This is a genomic window from Leisingera sp., assembly GCF_982940295.1.
Map to the genome: position 1 here is coordinate 19,069 of NZ_CEYXRG010000022.1, position 15,650 is coordinate 34,718.

The window sequence follows — 15,650 nt, forward strand, 5'->3', positions numbered from 1 at the left end:
GCCGCGCCGCAGCCAGGCGCCGGACTTAACGAAATATTTTCTGTGGTGGCCTACCAATGCGCGAGGGGCGATTGTTCCTTGTTGCGTTCCGGCATGTTTTTGCCGCCGGTGGAGGCTGCTCATGGCCGCTGTGTTTGCAGCCTGGCTCGCGTTTGGCGCGGCTTGGCTGATTGGCTTCTATTGTCTTGCCCGCTACCGGAGGCTGCGGCTCGCCAAGGGGGTGGCAGTGCTCTGGGCTGGTATTCTGGCGGGGCTGGCTGTCAGCGTGTTTGAGCAAAATCATGAACACGATCTCCGCCAGGGCGTGTTGTCCCTTTATTTCAATGGCCATCTTGTTTACGGACTGTGCGCGTTCATAGGCTGGAAACTGGGGCAGAAAAGACGATGGCGGCGCGTTCTGAAATCATACTTCCGGCGGCTCGCGGGCGGCTGACCCGGCAGAAGCTGCTGGCGGAGCTGACCTGGCTGCGGGTGGGCGGTCCGGCGGACCACCTGTTTCAGCCGGCGGACACCGAGGATCTGGCCGAATTCCTGCGCCAGCTGGACCCGGCGGTGCAGGTGTTCCCGATGGGAGTCGGTTCCAACCTGATCGTGCGCGACGGGGGCTTGCGCGCGGTGGTGATCCGGCTGGGGCGCGGCTTCAACAGCATTGAAACGGATGGCGATACCGTCACCGCAGGGGCGGCAGCGCTGGATGCGCATGTGGCAAAGAAGGCTGCGGATGCGGGTGTCGACCTCACCTTCCTTCGCACCATCCCCGGCTCGATCGGCGGCGCGGTGCGGATGAATGCGGGCTGCTATGGCAGCTATACCGCCGATGTCTTTGTCTCGGCCACCATCGTGACCCGCCAGGGAGAGATCCGCGAGATCACCGCCGACGAGCTGGGCTTTCAGTACCGCCAGACCGCGTTCCCCGAGGGCGCGGTGCTGGTCTCGGCGAAACTGCGCGGCCCCAAGGGCGACCCGGCGGAGCTGCATGCTAGGATGGAGTCTCAGCTGCAAAAGCGGGATGAGACGCAGCCGGTCAAGGACCGCTCGGCCGGATCGACCTTCCGCAATCCGGCGGGATTCTCCTCGACCGGGCGGGCGGATGATGTCCATGACCTCAAGGCCTGGAAGGTGATCGACAACGCCGGCATGCGCGGCGCCCGGCGCGGCGGCGCCCAGATGAGCGAGAAGCATTCCAACTTTCTGATCAACACCGGTGGCGCAACCGCCGCAGATCTGGAAGGTCTGGGCGAGGACGTGCGGAAAAAGGTTTACGAGAATTCCGGCATCACGTTAGAGTGGGAAATCATGCGGATTGGTGATCCGCTTCCCGAATAACTGGAAAACCTGAACGCTGACAAAGGCTTCTGCAGCCGCAGCTTGAGGCACCATATGGTCCCGGCGGGACCCGGGCAGCGGCAATTGTTAAACGTGGTAAAGGCAGTGTTAACACCCCGGTAAGTATTTGGGCGTTAGGGTGCCGAAGAGGCGGCAATGGCTTGCCGGTTTTCAGGGGCGCGGCCCCCGCAGGATCCGGGGCGAAGAGCCCCGCAAAAATCAGCCGGAGGCATTCCGGCGCTAAGGCATGAGGCGGGCCCTGACGGGGTCCCAAGAACCAGGGGCAGAAAAGCCCCGCATATTGAGGCGCTTGTGGTGAGTAAGTCGAGCAGGGCACTCCCGAAAGTCGCGGTGCTGATGGGCGGACCGTCGGCCGAACGCGAGGTATCGCTGTCCAGCGGCCGCGAATGCGCGGCCGCTTTGCGCGGTGAGGGGTTCGAGGTTGTAGAGGTGGATGCAGGCCGGGACCTGCACGCGCGCCTGGCAGAGATCAAACCGGACGTGGTGTTCAACGCGCTGCATGGGCGCTGGGGCGAGGACGGCTGCGTCCAGGGCCTGCTGGAGTGGCTGGGCATTCCCTATACCCATTCCGGCGTGCTGGCCTCGGCGCTGGCGATGGACAAGCAGCGCTCCAAGGAAGTCTACCGCTCCGCGGGGCTGCCGGTGGTCGACAGCGGCCTGTTTGCCAAGGATGACGTCACGGCCGGCCATGTGATGGCGCCGCCCTATGTGGTGAAGCCCAACAACGAGGGCTCCAGCGTCGGCATCTATATCGTGCATGAGGCCGCCAACGGCCCGCCGCAGCTGTCGGAGGAGATGCCGGCAGAGGTGATGGTCGAGACCTACGCGCCGGGACGCGAGCTGACCACCACGGTGATCGGGGACCGGGCGCTGACTGTGACCGATATCCTGACCGACGGCTGGTATGACTATGACGCCAAGTACAAGCCCGGCGGCTCGCGCCATGTGCTGCCTGCGGATCTGCCGCGGGAAATCCATGACCTGTGCCTGGAATACGCGCTGAAGGCGCATGAGGCTTTGGGCTGCCGCGGTGTCAGCCGCACCGATTTCCGCTGGGATGAGGCCCGCGGCGCCAGCGGGCTGGTGCTCTTGGAGACCAACACCCAGCCCGGCATGACACCGACGTCGCTGGTGCCGGAGCAGGCGGCCCATTGCGGCATGACCTTTGGCCAGCTGTGCGCCTGGATGGTGGAGGATGCTTCATGCAACCGCTGAAGGGGCGTTTCCGCCGCAGCGCCGAAGGGCGGGCGGATCCGGCGCCGTCGCGGCTGAAATACCGGCTGCAGCGCTGGATGCTGACGCCGGGCATCCGGTTCGGCTTGCGGTTCGGGGTGCCCTTGTGCCTGGTCCTGGCGGCCGGCAGCGCCTACCTGGCGGATGAGGGCCGCCGCGATGCGCTGCAGGGGCTGATCAACGATGCCCGCGCCGCGATCGAGGAACGGCCTGAGTTCATGGTCAAGGTGATGGCGGTGGACGGGGCCGGCACCAGCGTGGCGCAGGACATTCGCGAAGTGGTGCCGCTGGATTTCCCGGTCAGCTCCTTCGATCTGGATCTGGAGCAGATCCGCGACGTGATCACCGGGCTGGACCCGGTGAAATCCGCAAGCGTCAGGATCCGTCCGGGCGGCATTCTGCAAGTGGATGTCGAGGAACGCGCGCCGGCGCTGATCTGGCGCAGCCGCGAAGGGCTGGCGCTGCTGGACGAAAACGGCATTCACGTGGCCGAGCTGGGCCGCCGCAGCCTGCATCCCGATCTGCCGCTGATTGCGGGCAAGGGTGCGGCCAGGCACGCAGGCCAGGCGCTGCGGCTGTTCGCAGCAGCGAAACCGCTGGGGCCGCGGCTGCGCGGCCTGGTGCGGGTGGGCGAACGGCGCTGGGACGTGGTGCTGGACCGCAAGCAGCGCATCATGCTGCCGGCGGACAATCCGGTGCGCGCACTGGAGCGGGTGCTGGCGGTGAGTGAAGTACAGGATTTGCTGGAACGCGATGTGGCGGCGGTGGATATGCGCTTGGCTGGGCGCCCGACCATCCGCATGACCGAAAACGCAGTGGAAAACTGGTGGCGCATCCGGCAGTTGAATGGGGGCGGGCAGTAACATGACAGATCTCTATCAGTCGCAGCGGGCAATGCGGCAGATGCGGCGCCAGGCGATGCAGCGCGGCGTGGTCGCCATTCTGGACGTGGGCAGCTCCAAGATCGCCTGCCTGGTGCTGCGCTTTGACGGCACTGGCAAGCTGAGCGAGGATGGCTCCATCGGTGCGCTGGCCGGGCAGTCGGGCTTTAGGGTGATTGGTGCGGCCACCACCCGCTCGCGCGGGGTGCAGTTCGGTGAGATCACCGCGATGCAGGAGACCGAGCGCGCCATCCGCACCGCGGTGCAGGCGGCGCAGAAGATGGCAGAGGTGCGCGTCGATCACGTGATCGCCTGTTTCTCCGGCGCCAATCCGCGCTCCTACGGGCTGGATGCAAAGCTGGATCTGGAAGGCCAGGTGGTTTCGGAGAATGAGGTCGCCCAGGTGCTGGCCTCCTGCGAAGTGCCGGAATACGGCGCCGGCCGGGAGGTGCTGCACGCCCAGCCGGTGAACTTTGCGCTCGACAACCGCTCCGGCCTCGCCGATCCGCGCGGCCAGATGGGGCAGACCCTGGCGGTCGACATGCACATGCTGACGGTCGATGCCATCGCCGTGCAGAACCTGGTGCGCTGCATCCAGCGCTGCGACCTTGAGCTGGCGGGGATCGCGTCGTCGGCCTATGTCTCCGGCTTCTCGGCGCTGGTCGAGGATGAGCAGGAGCTGGGCGCGGCCTGCATCGACATGGGCGGCGGCTCCACCTCGATCTCGATCTTCATGAAAAAGCACATGATCTATGCCGACGCGGTGCGTCTGGGCGGCGATCACATCACCAGCGACATCTCGATGGGGCTGGGGGTGCCGCTGGCCAATGCCGAGCGGATCAAGACCTTCTGCGGCGGCGTCCATGCCACCGGTGCCGACGACCGCGACATGATCGACATCGGCGGCGATACCGGTGACTGGGAGCATGACCGCCGCACCGTCAGCCGGGCGGAGCTGATCGGCATCATGCGCCCGCGCGTCGAGGAGATACTTGAGGAAGTGCGGGCACGGCTCGATGCGGCCGGGTTCGAATACCTGTCCAGCCAGCAGATCGTGCTGACCGGCGGCTCCAGCCAGATCATGGGTCTGGACGGGCTGGCGAGCCGGATCCTCGGCCAGCAAGTGCGCCTGGGCCGCCCGCTGCGCGTGCATGGCCTGCCGCAATCGGCGACCGGTCCGGGCTTTGCCTCTGCCGTGGGGCTGTGCCTGTTTGCGGCGCATCCGCAGGATGAGTGGTGGGATTTCGACATGCCTGCCAGCCGCCATCCGGCGGGCACCCTGGGCCGCGCCGTGCGCTGGTTCCGCGACAACTGGTAACCGGCAAATCAATTCAACCTGGATGGGCAAAGAGGGCGTGACAGCGCCGGCAGGACCCGTTAGGTTGTTCTTAACGTCCGCGCAAAAGCGGCGATTCAGCAGGCCGGGCAGTGGCCAGCCACAGATCAGAGAAACGTCCTCCGCACTAAGGATTTTGCGGATGGATCCTCTGTGTTGTGTAGGGCTTGTGCGTAAACCGCAATATCTGCTAGGGACGGCGAAATACCGCGGTTTGGTCTTAGAATTGAGACCTTATTTTGTGGCACATTGTGCTTTTTGGGATGACGAAACATCCCCTCCGCGGTAAGATTATGGTGAATAGGACAGGAACAAGCCCTTTGCGGGAGGGCGGGTAACACAGGCGGTAAGAGCATGACGTTGAATCTTTCGATGCCCGGGCAGGAAGAGTTGAAGCCGAAGATCACGGTATTTGGTGTCGGCGGGGCCGGCGGCAACGCCGTCAACAACATGATCGAGAAGGAATTGGACGGCGTTGAATTCGTCGTGGCCAATACCGACGCGCAGGCCCTGCAGCAAAGCGCGGCCAAGGCCCGCATCCAGCTGGGTGTGAAAGTGACCGAGGGCCTGGGCGCAGGCGCCCGCCCGCAGGTGGGCTCCGCCGCGGCTGAGGAAAGCATCGAGCAGATCGTCGACCATCTGGCGGGCGCGCATATGTGCTTTATCACCGCGGGCATGGGCGGCGGCACCGGCACCGGCGCGGCGCCGATCATCGCGCAGGCGGCGCGGGAGCTGGGCGTTCTGACCGTTGGTGTCGTGACCAAGCCGTTCCAGTTCGAGGGCCTCAAGCGGATGCGCCAGGCCGAAAGCGGTGTCGAAAGCCTGCAAAAGGTTGTGGACACGCTGATCATCATCCCGAACCAGAACCTGTTCCGCCTCGCCAACGAGAAGACCACCTTCACCGAGGCGTTCTCGATGGCGGATGACGTGCTGTATCAGGGCGTCAAGGGTGTGACCGACCTGATGGTGCGCCCGGGCCTGATCAACCTCGACTTTGCCGACGTCCGCGCCGTGATGGACGAGATGGGCAAGGCGATGATGGGCACCGGCGAGGGCGAGGGCGAAGACCGCGCCGTGCAGGCCGCCGAGAAGGCGATTGCCAACCCGCTGCTGGACGAAATCAGCCTCAAGGGTGCCAAGGGCGTGCTGATCAACATCACCGGCAGCCACGACCTGACCCTGTTCGAACTGGACGAGGCGGCCAACCGCATCCGCGAGGAAGTGGATCCGGATGCCAACATCATCGTCGGTTCCACCCTGGACACCGGCATGGAAGGCAAGATGCGGGTCTCCGTCGTGGCCACCGGCATCGACGCCACCGACGTGAACACCGATATGCCGGTGCCGCGCCGCCCGATGTCGGCACCGCTGCGCCAGACTGTCACCGTCGAGGAAACCCGCGCCGCGCCGTTGGAACTGGAAACCCCGGTTGAGCAGCCGCGGCCTGTGGAGGCCGCCCCGGCCCCGGCTGCGGAACCTGCTCAAGCCCCCGCCGCGCTGGAAGAGCCGTCGCTGTTCGAAGAGATGAACGTGCAGCAGGCCGCTGAGCAGGACCAGTCAGGCGACGTCTTTGAAGAGCCGGAGCAGATGGGCGATGACGGCCTGCCGCCGCCGGCCTACCAGCCGCAGGTGCCTGAGTTCCGCCCGCAGGCGGATGTTGCCGGGCAGCAGGCAGACGCCTTTGTCGCACCCAAGGCGCCCGCGCCGGGCACCCCGTCGCCGCAGGCGCTGGAGCGTCTGCAGGCCGCGGCCCAGCGGGTCCAGCAGCCGCAGGCACAGCAGCCGCGTCCGGTGGCGCCGGTTGCACCGGCTTCGCAGCAGCAACAGCAACAACAGCAGCAGCCCGAGGGCCAGCGCCGGTTCGGCCTGAATTCGCTGATCCACCGCATGACCGGCACAACTGAGACCCCGGCGGCCAAACAGCAGCCCCAAGCGGTGCGCCAGCAGCCCGCAATGCAGGCGCCGGCCCCCTCGGCACAGCCTCAGCAGGCCCAGGCGCAGCAGCCTGATCCCGACCAGGAACGCATCGAAATCCCCGCGTTTCTGCGCCGCCAGGCCAACTGACGCATCACATCTGACGCTGACGAAAGCCGCCTTTTGGGCGGCTTTCTCTTTTTGGATCAGTGCTTTGCGTGGATCTAAGCGGTGTTTTGCCTATCTGTTACAGCCATGTTTCAAACCGTTACAAAGATTGAGTTGTAGGTTTTTTTCCAAAACCTTAACTCTCTTTCGCAACACGGCCCGGGAGGCCGGACATAGTGAAATGAGGCACAACGTGCAAAATACGCTCAAGGCATCGGTGGCATTTGAAGGGGTCGGACTGCATTCCGGCAAGCCCGCCCGCATGATCCTGATCCCGGCTCCGGCGGGGCATGGGATCGTGTTCAAGCGCACCGACATCGCATTGGGCAACACACTGGTTCCGGCCCGCTGGGACCTGGTTGAGCGCAGCCCGCTGTGCACCCGGCTGGTCAACACCTCCGGTGTGAGTGTTTCCACAGTCGAGCACATCATGGCGGCGCTGGCCGGATGCGGCGTGCACAATGCGCTGATCGAAATCGACGGCCCGGAAGTGCCGATTGTGGATGGGTCCTCGGCACCGTTTGTGCGCGGGATCATGAAATACGGCGTGCAGCGCCAGGGCGTGCCCGCGACTGCCTATGAAGTGCTGAAGCCGGTGACGGTTGAAAAGGACGGCGCCCGCGCCACCCTGCTGCCGTCGGACCGCCTGACCATCGAATTCCACATCGACTTTGCCGAAGCCGCGATCGGCCGCCAGAGCAAGGTCCTGGACATGCGCAACGGCAGCTTTGCGCGTGAGCTGTGCGACAGCCGTACTTTCTGCCGTCAGGCGGATGTCGAATCCATGCAGGCCAACGGCCTCGCTCTGGGCGGTGTGCCGGGCGAGAACGCGGTTGTGTTTGACGGGGACCGGGTCGAGAGCGGCGCGGGCCTGCGCCACTCGGACGAGCCTGTACGCCACAAGATGCTGGATGCCCTGGGCGATCTGGCACTGGCCGGGGGGCCGATCTTGGGGCGCTACGTTGGCGAGCGCGCGGGGCACGCGCTGACCAACACCTTGCTGCGAGCCTTGTTTGCGGAGCCGGGTGCAGTCCGGGCCGTCGTCTGCGATGCAGCGATGACCGCACGGCTTCCGGGGCAGGGGCTGATCTGGTCGGAAATCCCGGCTGAACAGCGCCGCGTGGCATAAGGCAGAAAACCAGGAACGAGCGGACAACTGGCCCGGGACCCCCTTGTCCCGGGTCTTTTCATGTGGCCGCAATGGCAGCCCTTGCGGCAGGGAATTCCCGCGCAGCCTTGACCGCGGGCGGCTTTCTCTGCCATGTGAACGCGGAAGTGGCGAAAGGCATTTTGCGCGCCATTCGAATATGCTAGAGACGGCATAACCGGGGCGGACACCCGTAAGTCAATGACGGTGAGGTTAGGCATTATGAACGGCATCAGGGCAGGAGCCAGAACCTTGGGCGCGGTCGTTCTGATGGCGGTGCTTGCGGGCTGCGGCGGTGACGGCGGCGCAGTCAAGCGCGGCGAGTCGGTCGAGGCCTATTCCCCCGATCAGATCTATGAGCGCGGCGAGTTCGAGCTGGCCAACCGGCGCCCCAAGGATGCCGTCTATTACTTCGCCGAGATCGAGCGCCTGTACCCTTATTCCGAATGGGCGAAACAGGCGGTGATCATGCAGGCCTTTGCCTATCACTCCACCAAGGATTACGAGAACAGCCGCGCCGCCGCGCAGCGGTTCATCGACTTTTACCCGGCCGATGAGGATGCGGCTTATGCCCAGTATCTGCTGGCGCTCAGCTATTACGACCAGATCGACGAGGTGGGCCGCGACCAGGGGCTGACCTTCCAGGCGCTGCAGGCGCTGCGCACGGTGATCGAGGTTTACCCGGATAGCCAGTATGCCACTTCGGCAATCCTGAAATTCGACCTGGCCTTTGACCACCTGGCGGGCAAGGAGATGGAGATCGGCCGCTACTACCTGCGCCGCGGCCATTACACCTCTGCAATCAACCGGTTCCGGGTGGTGGTGGAGGATTTCCAGACCACCAGCCACACGCCAGAGGCGCTGCACCGCCTGGTCGAGGGCTATCTGTCGCTGGGCCTGACTGCCGAAGCACAGACTGCGGCGGCCATTCTGGGCCATAACTTCCAGTCCACCGAATGGTACGAGGACAGCTACAGGCTGCTGACCGCGCAAGGGCTCAAGCCCAAGGACCGCGGCAACAACTGGCTGAGCCAGATCTACCGGCAGACGGTGAAAGGGCAGTGGCTGTAAGGGCCGCTGCGGCAATGGGGCGGGGCAATGCTGCGCGCGCTTGATATCCGGGATATCCTGATCATTGACCACCTGGAGCTGAACTTTCAGCCCGGGCTGAATGTGCTGACCGGCGAGACCGGGGCGGGCAAATCCATTCTCCTCGACAGTCTCGGCTTTGTGCTGGGCTGGCGCGGCCGTGCCGAATTGGTGCGCCAGGGCGCCAAGCAGGGCGAGGTGCTGGCGGAATTCGACCTGCCCGCCGATCACCCGGCTCATGCGATCCTGGAAGAGGCCGGGCTGCCCGGCGGCGACAGCCTGATCCTGCGCCGGGTGAACACCGCCGATGGGCGCAAGACCGCCTGGGTCAATGACCGGCGCTGCTCGGGCGAGGTGCTGCGGGCGCTGTCGGAAACCCTGGTTGAACTGCACGGCCAGCATGACGACCGCGGGCTGCTCAATCCGCGCGGCCATATGGCGCTGCTGGACCAATATGCCGGCACCCAGCCGCTGCTGGCCAAAGTCCGGGCGGCCTGGGCCGGAGCGGCCAAGGCGCGCAAGACGGTGGCGGCCACCCGTGCCGCGCTGGACGCGGTGCGGGCCGAGGAAGAGTTCCTGCGCCATGCGGTTGCTGAGCTGGACAAGCTGGATCCGCAGCCGGGCGAGGATGAGGCGCTGGACACCCGCCGCCGCCAGATGCAGGCGGCTGAGCGCATCCGCGGCGACATCGCCCGCGCCCATGCGCTGCTCAGCGAGGGCGCCGAGTCCGCCATGGGCGAGGCGCAGCGCTGGCTGGAGGGCGTTGCGGGCCAAGAGGATGAAACAGGCCTGGATGAGCCGCTGGCGGCGCTGAGCCGCGCGATGATTGAGCTGGGCGATGCTCAGGACGGTGTGGAGCGTGTGCTTGGCAGCCTGGATTTCAACCCGGGTGAGCTGGAAGACTGCGAGGAGCGTCTGTTTGCGATCCGCGCGCTGGCGCGCAAGCACGGCGTGCAGGCGGATGAACTGGGCGACTATGCCGAAACCTTGCGGGCAAAGCTTGCCGCGCTGGATGCGGGCGATCAGAACCTGGCCGATCAGGAGGCCGCGCTGAAGGCGGCAGAAGACTCTTACACGCAAGCCGCCAAGCAGTTGGGTGCTGTGCGCCGCCAGGGCGCGGCATCGCTGGACAAGGCGGTGATGGCAGAGCTGGCGCCGCTCAAGATGGAGCGGGCGGTATTTGAGACCCGCATTACCACGGCAGAGCCGGGACCGGACGGAACCGACGCGGTGGCCTTTACCGTCGCCACCAATCCGGGCGCGCCTGCCGGGCCGCTGAACAAGATCGCCTCGGGCGGCGAGCTCAGCCGCTTCCTGCTGGCCCTCAAGGTCTGCCTGCGCGGCGAGGATGCCAGCAAGACGCTGATTTTCGACGAGATCGACCGCGGGGTCGGCGGTGCAACGGCGGATGCTGTGGGCCGCAGGCTGCGCAACCTTGCAAGCGGCGGCCAAGTGCTGGTGGTGACCCACTCGCCGCAGGTGGCGGCGCTTGGCGGCCATCATTGGCAGGTGCGCAAGCAGGTGATCGACGGCATGACATTGTCACAGGTGGTGCCGCTGGATGGAACGGAACGGGTGGATGAGCTTGCCCGTATGGTGTCCGGTGATACCATCACCAACGAGGCCCGTGCCGCGGCCCGCGCGTTGCTGGCCGGATAACCTGCCGGAACACCTGGCGGGGTGAGGGTTCTTTAACCGGCTTCATGGCAGTTGTAGGCCATTGAAAACAAAAAAGACCCGCTGACAGGTTATGGTGCAAGAAATCCGTTCGTCCCTTTCCGCAATTTCCCTGCAATGGCTGGCCGGCCTCAAGGATATCTGGCGGGTGATGCGCCACCGCGGCCCCAGCCAGTTCCAGTTCTGGCTGATCGCGCTGCTGATCGGCATCGCCGCGGGCTTTGCGGCGCTGTTCTTCCGCAAGGGGATCGCGGCGTTGCAGGCCTGGGTCTATGGCGCGCCGGATGTGGATTACCTGCACAGCTTTGCGCAGGGCTTGCCCTGGTATGTGCTGGTGTCCATCGCTGCGGGCGGCGGTCTGGTGGTCGGCCTGATCCTCGACCGGTTCACCCCGGACGGGCGGGTCCGTTCGGTCGCCGACGTGATCGAGGGCGCGGCGCTGCACGACGGCCGCGTCGAGCAGCGGGAGGGGCTTGCCTCGGCGCTGGCGTCCTTCATCACGCTGTCCACCGGCGGCTCAACCGGGCGTGAAGGGCCGGTGGTGCATATGGCCGGGGTGATCTCCACCTGGGTCAGCAACCGGATCAACGCCGACGGCATCACCGGGCGCGACCTGCTGGGCTGTGCGGTGGCGGCGGCGGTGTCTGCCAGCTTCAACGCGCCGATTGCCGGCGCCCTGTTCGCGCTGGAGGTGGTGCTGCGCCACTTCGCGGTCAATGCCTTTGCGCCTATCGTGATTGCCTCGGTTGCGGGCACCGTCATAAACCGGCTGGAATACGGCGATGTCACCGAATTCACCCTGGTCACGCCCGGTGCGCTGCAATTCTATGTGGAGCTGCCGGCCTTCCTGATCCTAGGGCTGATCTGCGGCCTGGTGGCGGTGGTCCAAATGCGGGCGATCTTCTTTGCCGACAAGGTCGGCAACAAGGTGCAAGAGCGGCTGTGCCTGCCGCGCTGGCTGCGCCCGGCGGTATCCGGCGCCATGCTGGGGGTGATCGCGGTCTGGTACCCCCACATCATCGGCGTCGGCTATGAAACCACCGTGCTGGCGCTGACCGGCGGGCTGCTGCTGGCGGAGGCGGTGATTTTCACCGTGGTCAAGACCGCCGCCGTTGCCATCACCATGGGCGGGCGCATGGGCGGCGGGGTGTTCTCCCCCTCGCTGATGATCGGCGCGCTCACCGGGCTGGCGTTTGGTCTGATCGCGACCTCGGTGCTGCCGGACGTGTCGGGCACCCACACGCTATATGCCTTTGCCGGCATGGGAGCTGTAGCTGCCGCCGTGCTGGGGGCGCCGATCTCCACCACGCTCATCGTGTTCGAGCTGACCGGCGACTGGCAGATCGGCCTGGCGGTGATGGTTTCGGTCTCCATGTCCACTGCGCTGGCGTCACGGCTGGTGGACCGCTCCTTCTTCCTCACCCAGCTGGAAAAGCGCGACATTCACTGCGCAGCCGGGCCGCAGGCCTATTTGCTGGCGCTGATCCGCGCGGGCGCCGTGATGCGGCCGATGGGGGACAGCCGCTGCGCCACGCTGGAGGAGTGCCAGGCGCTGGTGGAGGAGGGGCTGTGCATCCGCGCCGCCGCCTCGCTGGAGGCGGCGATGCCGGTGTTCGACCGCGCCGACGCGGCCTTTCTCCCGGTGATGATGGAGGAGGCCGGCACGGAAGAGATCATCGGCGCCCTTTACCATGTGGATGCGCTGAAGGCCTATAACCGCGCCCTGGCCGCCACCGCCGCCGAGGAGCACAGATAACCCCAGAAACCGGCTGCCCTGGCAGGGCAAGCGCGGATTCTGCCGCTGCCGCCCGCCTTCCGGCACTTCGCAAGGGGGAAACCGGGCCGGATCTTCCCCGCATCTGTGAGAAATCCGCTACAGGTAAATGGAAAGTTAAGATTTGCGTTGCCCTGCGGCTGAGCCTCCGACAACACTACAACCAGGACATAGCAAGACTTACTCACTTCGGTAGGAAACTCATGCGTAACCTCGAAATCGGCCCGCAAGAGGCTGGTGCGAAAAATACGGCGGACGAGCGGGAAAATGAACGGGCGGCACTGGAGGCAGTGATCAACTACGCGATCCAATGCGCCCGGGAAACGGATATCCTTGGCGCAGGCGACGCGCTGGAGGAAGCTAGGCTGAACCTCAGCCGGGCCATTCTGACCTAGCCCCCTTCTTCCGGAACAAGGAACTGCAGCTTCCGGCCCGCAAGGCCGGATGTGCGGTACCTGTTGCCGCGCACCCCCAAAAAAAACACCGGCGCCTTGGCACCGGTGCGGTCCGGATTAGGCTTCCGGAAATTCATAGCTGCCCCCGCGCGGGGCGGCGGCGGGGTGCCGCCGCGGACGGGTGGGCTCAGACCTGCTCAACCTTGACAGAGTCGCTCAGCACAAATGCCAGGCAGCCCTTGATCTCTGCCGCCGCCTCTTTCGGATCCTCATAGCTCCAGGCCGCGTTTTCGGTGACCGAGGATTTGTTGGCGATCGAGAAATAGCTGGCCTCGCCCTTGTGCTCGCACTGGGTGGTCTTGCTGGTGCGGTCCAGGAACGCCATGGCAATGTCTTCGCGCGGGAAATAGATGACCGGATCCATATCGCCCTCCGTCAGCTCCAGCGCATTGGAAGTTTCGCCCAATACGGCGCCGCCGGAACGGACGACCCAGGTGCCTTCGGCCTTGCGGATACGGATATTTGTCATGCGTGATTTCCCATTTTCTTCGTTCGTGTCATCTTTTGTTCAGTCCATGTAACAGCCGGGTGTCAGACCCGGGTCACAACGGCGCGGTTGCGGCATCAAGCCACGCCTGCGCGGCGGGGCTGAGCTGCGGTCCGATCTTTGCTGCAACCTCCTGGTGATAGCTGTCGAGCCAGTCTTTCTCGTCTGCTGTCAGCATGGAGGCATCCACCAGCCGCCGGTCTGCCGGGGCAAAGGTGAGCGTGCGCCAGCACAGCATTTCGCGCTCCGGGTCGCTGGTGTCAAGGGCCGGGGCCTCTTCAACAACCAGAAGGTTCTCGATCCGGATGCCAAAGGCGCCCTCGCGGTAGTATCCGGGTTCATTCGACAGGATCATGCCGGGCTCCAGCGGCACATGGCTGGTGCGCGCCAGCCGCTGCGGGCCCTCGTGCACGCTGAGATAGGCGCCGACGCCGTGGCCAAGGCCGTGATTGAAATCCTGCCCTGCCAGCCACAGCGGCATCCTGCCGATGGCCTCGATATCGCGGCCCGCCAGCCCCTTGGGCCAGCGCAGGCGGGACATGGCGATCATGCCCTGCAGCACGCGGGTATAGGCGGCGCGCTCCTCGTTTCCGGGGGTGCCGATGGCGATGGTGCGGGTGATGTCGGTGGTGCCGTCCAGATACTGGCCGCCGCTGTCCAGCACCAGCAGGTGGCCGTCCTCCAGCCGCGTGTCGGTTTCCTCGGTCACGCGGTAATGCATGACAGCACCGTTCTCGCCGGTGCCTGCAATGGTTTCAAAGCTGATGTCGCGCAAGGCGGGATCCTCGCGGCGCAGGGCTTCCAGCTTCTTCACCACATCAATCTCGGTGATGGTGCCGGGCGCCTGGGCATCCAGCCAGGCCAGCATCTCGACAATCGCTGCCCCGTCGCGCAGGTGGGCGGCGGCACTGCCCGCGATCTCGGCGGAATTCTTGCGCGCCTTGGGCAGGGCGCAGGGGTCGCCTGCGGGCACCAGCCGCTCGCCCAGCTTGTCCGCGACGATCTGCGGGACCGTGCCGGAGTCCGCTGCGACAGAGCCGTTGAGAGCTGCCGCGGCCTTGAGGAAGTCTTGGGGCGGATGCACGGTGACGGTGCTGCCGAAATGCGCCTCCAGGCCCGTGAGTTTCTCTGCCGCCATGAACAGGTCCACCCGCGCGTCGCTGTGCAGGATGGCAAAGCCATGCGCCACCGGGTTGCGCGCCACGTCGCTGCCGCGGATATTGAGCAGCCACATGATGCTGTCGGGCAGGGTGATGACGGCTGCCGTCTGGCCTGCGTCCTGGAGGCCCTTGGCCAGCCGCGTGCATTTGTCCGCGGCGCTTTCGCCCGCATAGTCCAGCGGATGGGCGGCCACGGGGTTCATTGGCGGTGCCGGCTGGTCCTGCCAGATCCGGTCCACCAGGTTCTCGGATTGCGCTAGGGTGATGCCGCTGCCCGCCAGCTCCTTGGTGAGCGACGTGATCTGTCCTGCGGGGTGCAGCCAGGGATCAAACCCCACCTTGCCCCCATGCGGCAGCTGCTCCTTCAGCCAGTCCGCCAGCTGCACCTCGGGCCAGGGCACGGGGGTGAACTCCGCAGCCACCTGGCGCTTCACCTGGGTGCGGTAGCGGCCATCGATGAACACACCGGCGATGCTCTGCAGCACCGCGCAGAAGCCCGCCGAGCCGGTGAAACCGGTGAGCCAGCTGAGACGCTCGTCATGAGGGGCCACATATTCGCCCTGATGCGCGTCGGCGCGGGGCACCAGGAAACCGTCCAGGCCTTCCGCCGCCAGCTCCTTGCGCAGCGCGGCCAGCCGGGGCGGGCCCTGTTCCGGGCGGGCGGTCACGTCGAAAGACTGATACATCGGCATGTCTCCTGCTGAAGGGGCGGGGCGGCGGGAAGCTTGCGCACTCCGGGGCCGCGGTAAAGAAAACGCGCGGGCCGGGGCGCGCGCCCCTTCTTGTCCCAAATCGCCCTGCTGCTGGCAAGGGCGGCGGCAGAGAGATTTCCCGGGACCTGACGGCACAACGCAAGGGGTAATCAAACGGGAGTGCTCCCGCCCGGCCGCGAGAGCATCACAGATGCCCTCCGGCCCGTTGGGCCAAGCGCCGGGTGCCGTCGGCACCCGGCCCCCCCCCCCCCCGCACCCCCCCGCCCAAC

Annotated in this window: 13 protein-coding genes; 11 read left to right on the plus strand and 2 right to left on the minus strand. The window is 65.7% G+C overall.

Going from position 1 to position 15,650, the window contains the following annotated elements; all coding sequences use genetic code 11:
• Window positions 1-121: 121 nt before the first annotated feature.
• The 11 genes from AC4HIX_RS17415 to AC4HIX_RS17465 all read left to right on the plus strand — a co-directional run bounded on the left by AC4HIX_RS17415 (window position 122) and on the right by AC4HIX_RS17465 (window position 12,961).
• Window positions 122-433: a hypothetical protein gene (locus tag AC4HIX_RS17415; protein WP_490399899.1), complete on the plus strand. Its 312-nt coding sequence runs from the start codon at window positions 122-124 to the stop codon at window positions 431-433.
• Complete coding sequence (gene murB, locus AC4HIX_RS17420) at window positions 385-1,326, plus strand: UDP-N-acetylmuramate dehydrogenase (RefSeq protein ID WP_490399900.1); 942 nt, start codon at window positions 385-387, stop codon at window positions 1,324-1,326. Before AC4HIX_RS17415 ends, murB begins: the two co-directional genes overlap by 49 nt.
• Window positions 1,327-1,683: 357 nt before the next feature.
• Entirely contained in the window at window positions 1,684-2,562 is an 879-nt protein-coding gene (locus tag AC4HIX_RS17425) for a D-alanine--D-alanine ligase (RefSeq protein ID WP_475052981.1), read from the plus strand.
• Window positions 2,550-3,443, plus strand: coding sequence for a cell division protein FtsQ/DivIB (locus tag AC4HIX_RS17430; protein WP_490399901.1), 894 nt, complete (start codon window positions 2,550-2,552; stop codon window positions 3,441-3,443). Before AC4HIX_RS17425 ends, AC4HIX_RS17430 begins: the two co-directional genes overlap by 13 nt.
• A gap of 1 nt (window position 3,444) precedes the next feature.
• A complete protein-coding gene (gene ftsA, locus AC4HIX_RS17435) occupies window positions 3,445-4,779 on the plus strand; it encodes a cell division protein FtsA (RefSeq protein WP_475046481.1) in 1,335 nt (444 codons plus the stop codon).
• Between the two features lie 372 nt (window positions 4,780-5,151).
• The gene (gene ftsZ / locus AC4HIX_RS17440; protein WP_490399902.1) at window positions 5,152-6,861 is read left to right on the plus strand and encodes a cell division protein FtsZ; all 1,710 of its coding nucleotides are present in this window, start codon (window positions 5,152-5,154) and stop codon (window positions 6,859-6,861) included.
• Between the two features lie 199 nt (window positions 6,862-7,060).
• Complete coding sequence (gene lpxC / locus AC4HIX_RS17445; RefSeq protein WP_490399903.1) at window positions 7,061-8,008, plus strand: UDP-3-O-acyl-N-acetylglucosamine deacetylase; 948 nt, start codon at window positions 7,061-7,063, stop codon at window positions 8,006-8,008.
• A 240-nt stretch (window positions 8,009-8,248) separates the two neighbouring features.
• A complete protein-coding gene (locus AC4HIX_RS17450) occupies window positions 8,249-9,097 on the plus strand; it encodes an outer membrane protein assembly factor BamD (protein WP_490399904.1) in 849 nt (282 codons plus the stop codon).
• A gap of 27 nt (window positions 9,098-9,124) precedes the next feature.
• Entirely contained in the window at window positions 9,125-10,774 is a 1,650-nt protein-coding gene (gene recN, locus AC4HIX_RS17455) for a DNA repair protein RecN (RefSeq protein ID WP_490399905.1), read from the plus strand.
• A gap of 91 nt (window positions 10,775-10,865) precedes the next feature.
• Window positions 10,866-12,548, plus strand: a complete 1,683-nt coding sequence (locus AC4HIX_RS17460; protein ID WP_490399906.1) for a chloride channel protein — start codon at window positions 10,866-10,868, stop codon at window positions 12,546-12,548.
• A 221-nt stretch (window positions 12,549-12,769) separates the two neighbouring features.
• Window positions 12,770-12,961 (plus strand): hypothetical protein, encoded by a 192-nt coding sequence (locus tag AC4HIX_RS17465; RefSeq protein WP_475046473.1) that lies wholly within the window; start codon window positions 12,770-12,772, stop codon window positions 12,959-12,961.
• Between the two features lie 187 nt (window positions 12,962-13,148).
• Here AC4HIX_RS17465 and AC4HIX_RS17470 read toward each other — a convergent pair whose 3' ends face one another.
• Window positions 13,149-13,490: a DUF427 domain-containing protein gene (locus tag AC4HIX_RS17470; protein WP_490399907.1), complete on the minus strand. Its 342-nt coding sequence runs from the start codon at window positions 13,488-13,490 to the stop codon at window positions 13,149-13,151.
• 73 nt (window positions 13,491-13,563) lie between these two features.
• Entirely contained in the window at window positions 13,564-15,354 is a 1,791-nt protein-coding gene (locus AC4HIX_RS17475) for an aminopeptidase P family protein (protein ID WP_490399908.1), read from the minus strand.
• Window positions 15,355-15,650: the final 296 nt, after the last annotated feature.

Bases quoted from the DNA above. Each gene is read 5' to 3' on its own strand.
- AC4HIX_RS17415 (WP_490399899.1), top strand. From the start codon at position 122: ATGGCCGCTGTGTTTGCAGCCTGGCTCGCGTTTGGCGCGGCTTGGCTG.
- murB (WP_490399900.1), top strand. From the start codon at position 385: ATGGCGGCGCGTTCTGAAATCATACTTCCGGCGGCTCGCGGGCGGCTG.
- AC4HIX_RS17425 (WP_475052981.1), top strand. From the start codon at position 1,684: ATGGGCGGACCGTCGGCCGAACGCGAGGTATCGCTGTCCAGCGGCCGC.
- AC4HIX_RS17430 (WP_490399901.1), top strand. From the start codon at position 2,550: ATGCAACCGCTGAAGGGGCGTTTCCGCCGCAGCGCCGAAGGGCGGGCG.
- ftsA (WP_475046481.1), top strand. From the start codon at position 3,445: ATGACAGATCTCTATCAGTCGCAGCGGGCAATGCGGCAGATGCGGCGC.
- ftsZ (WP_490399902.1), top strand. From the start codon at position 5,152: ATGACGTTGAATCTTTCGATGCCCGGGCAGGAAGAGTTGAAGCCGAAG.
- lpxC (WP_490399903.1), top strand. From the start codon at position 7,061: ATGAGGCACAACGTGCAAAATACGCTCAAGGCATCGGTGGCATTTGAA.
- AC4HIX_RS17450 (WP_490399904.1), top strand. From the start codon at position 8,249: ATGAACGGCATCAGGGCAGGAGCCAGAACCTTGGGCGCGGTCGTTCTG.
- recN (WP_490399905.1), top strand. From the start codon at position 9,125: ATGCTGCGCGCGCTTGATATCCGGGATATCCTGATCATTGACCACCTG.
- AC4HIX_RS17460 (WP_490399906.1), top strand. From the start codon at position 10,866: ATGGTGCAAGAAATCCGTTCGTCCCTTTCCGCAATTTCCCTGCAATGG.
- AC4HIX_RS17465 (WP_475046473.1), top strand. From the start codon at position 12,770: ATGCGTAACCTCGAAATCGGCCCGCAAGAGGCTGGTGCGAAAAATACG.
- AC4HIX_RS17470 (WP_490399907.1), bottom strand. From the start codon at position 13,490: ATGACAAATATCCGTATCCGCAAGGCCGAAGGCACCTGGGTCGTCCGT.
- AC4HIX_RS17475 (WP_490399908.1), bottom strand. From the start codon at position 15,354: ATGTATCAGTCTTTCGACGTGACCGCCCGCCCGGAACAGGGCCCGCCC.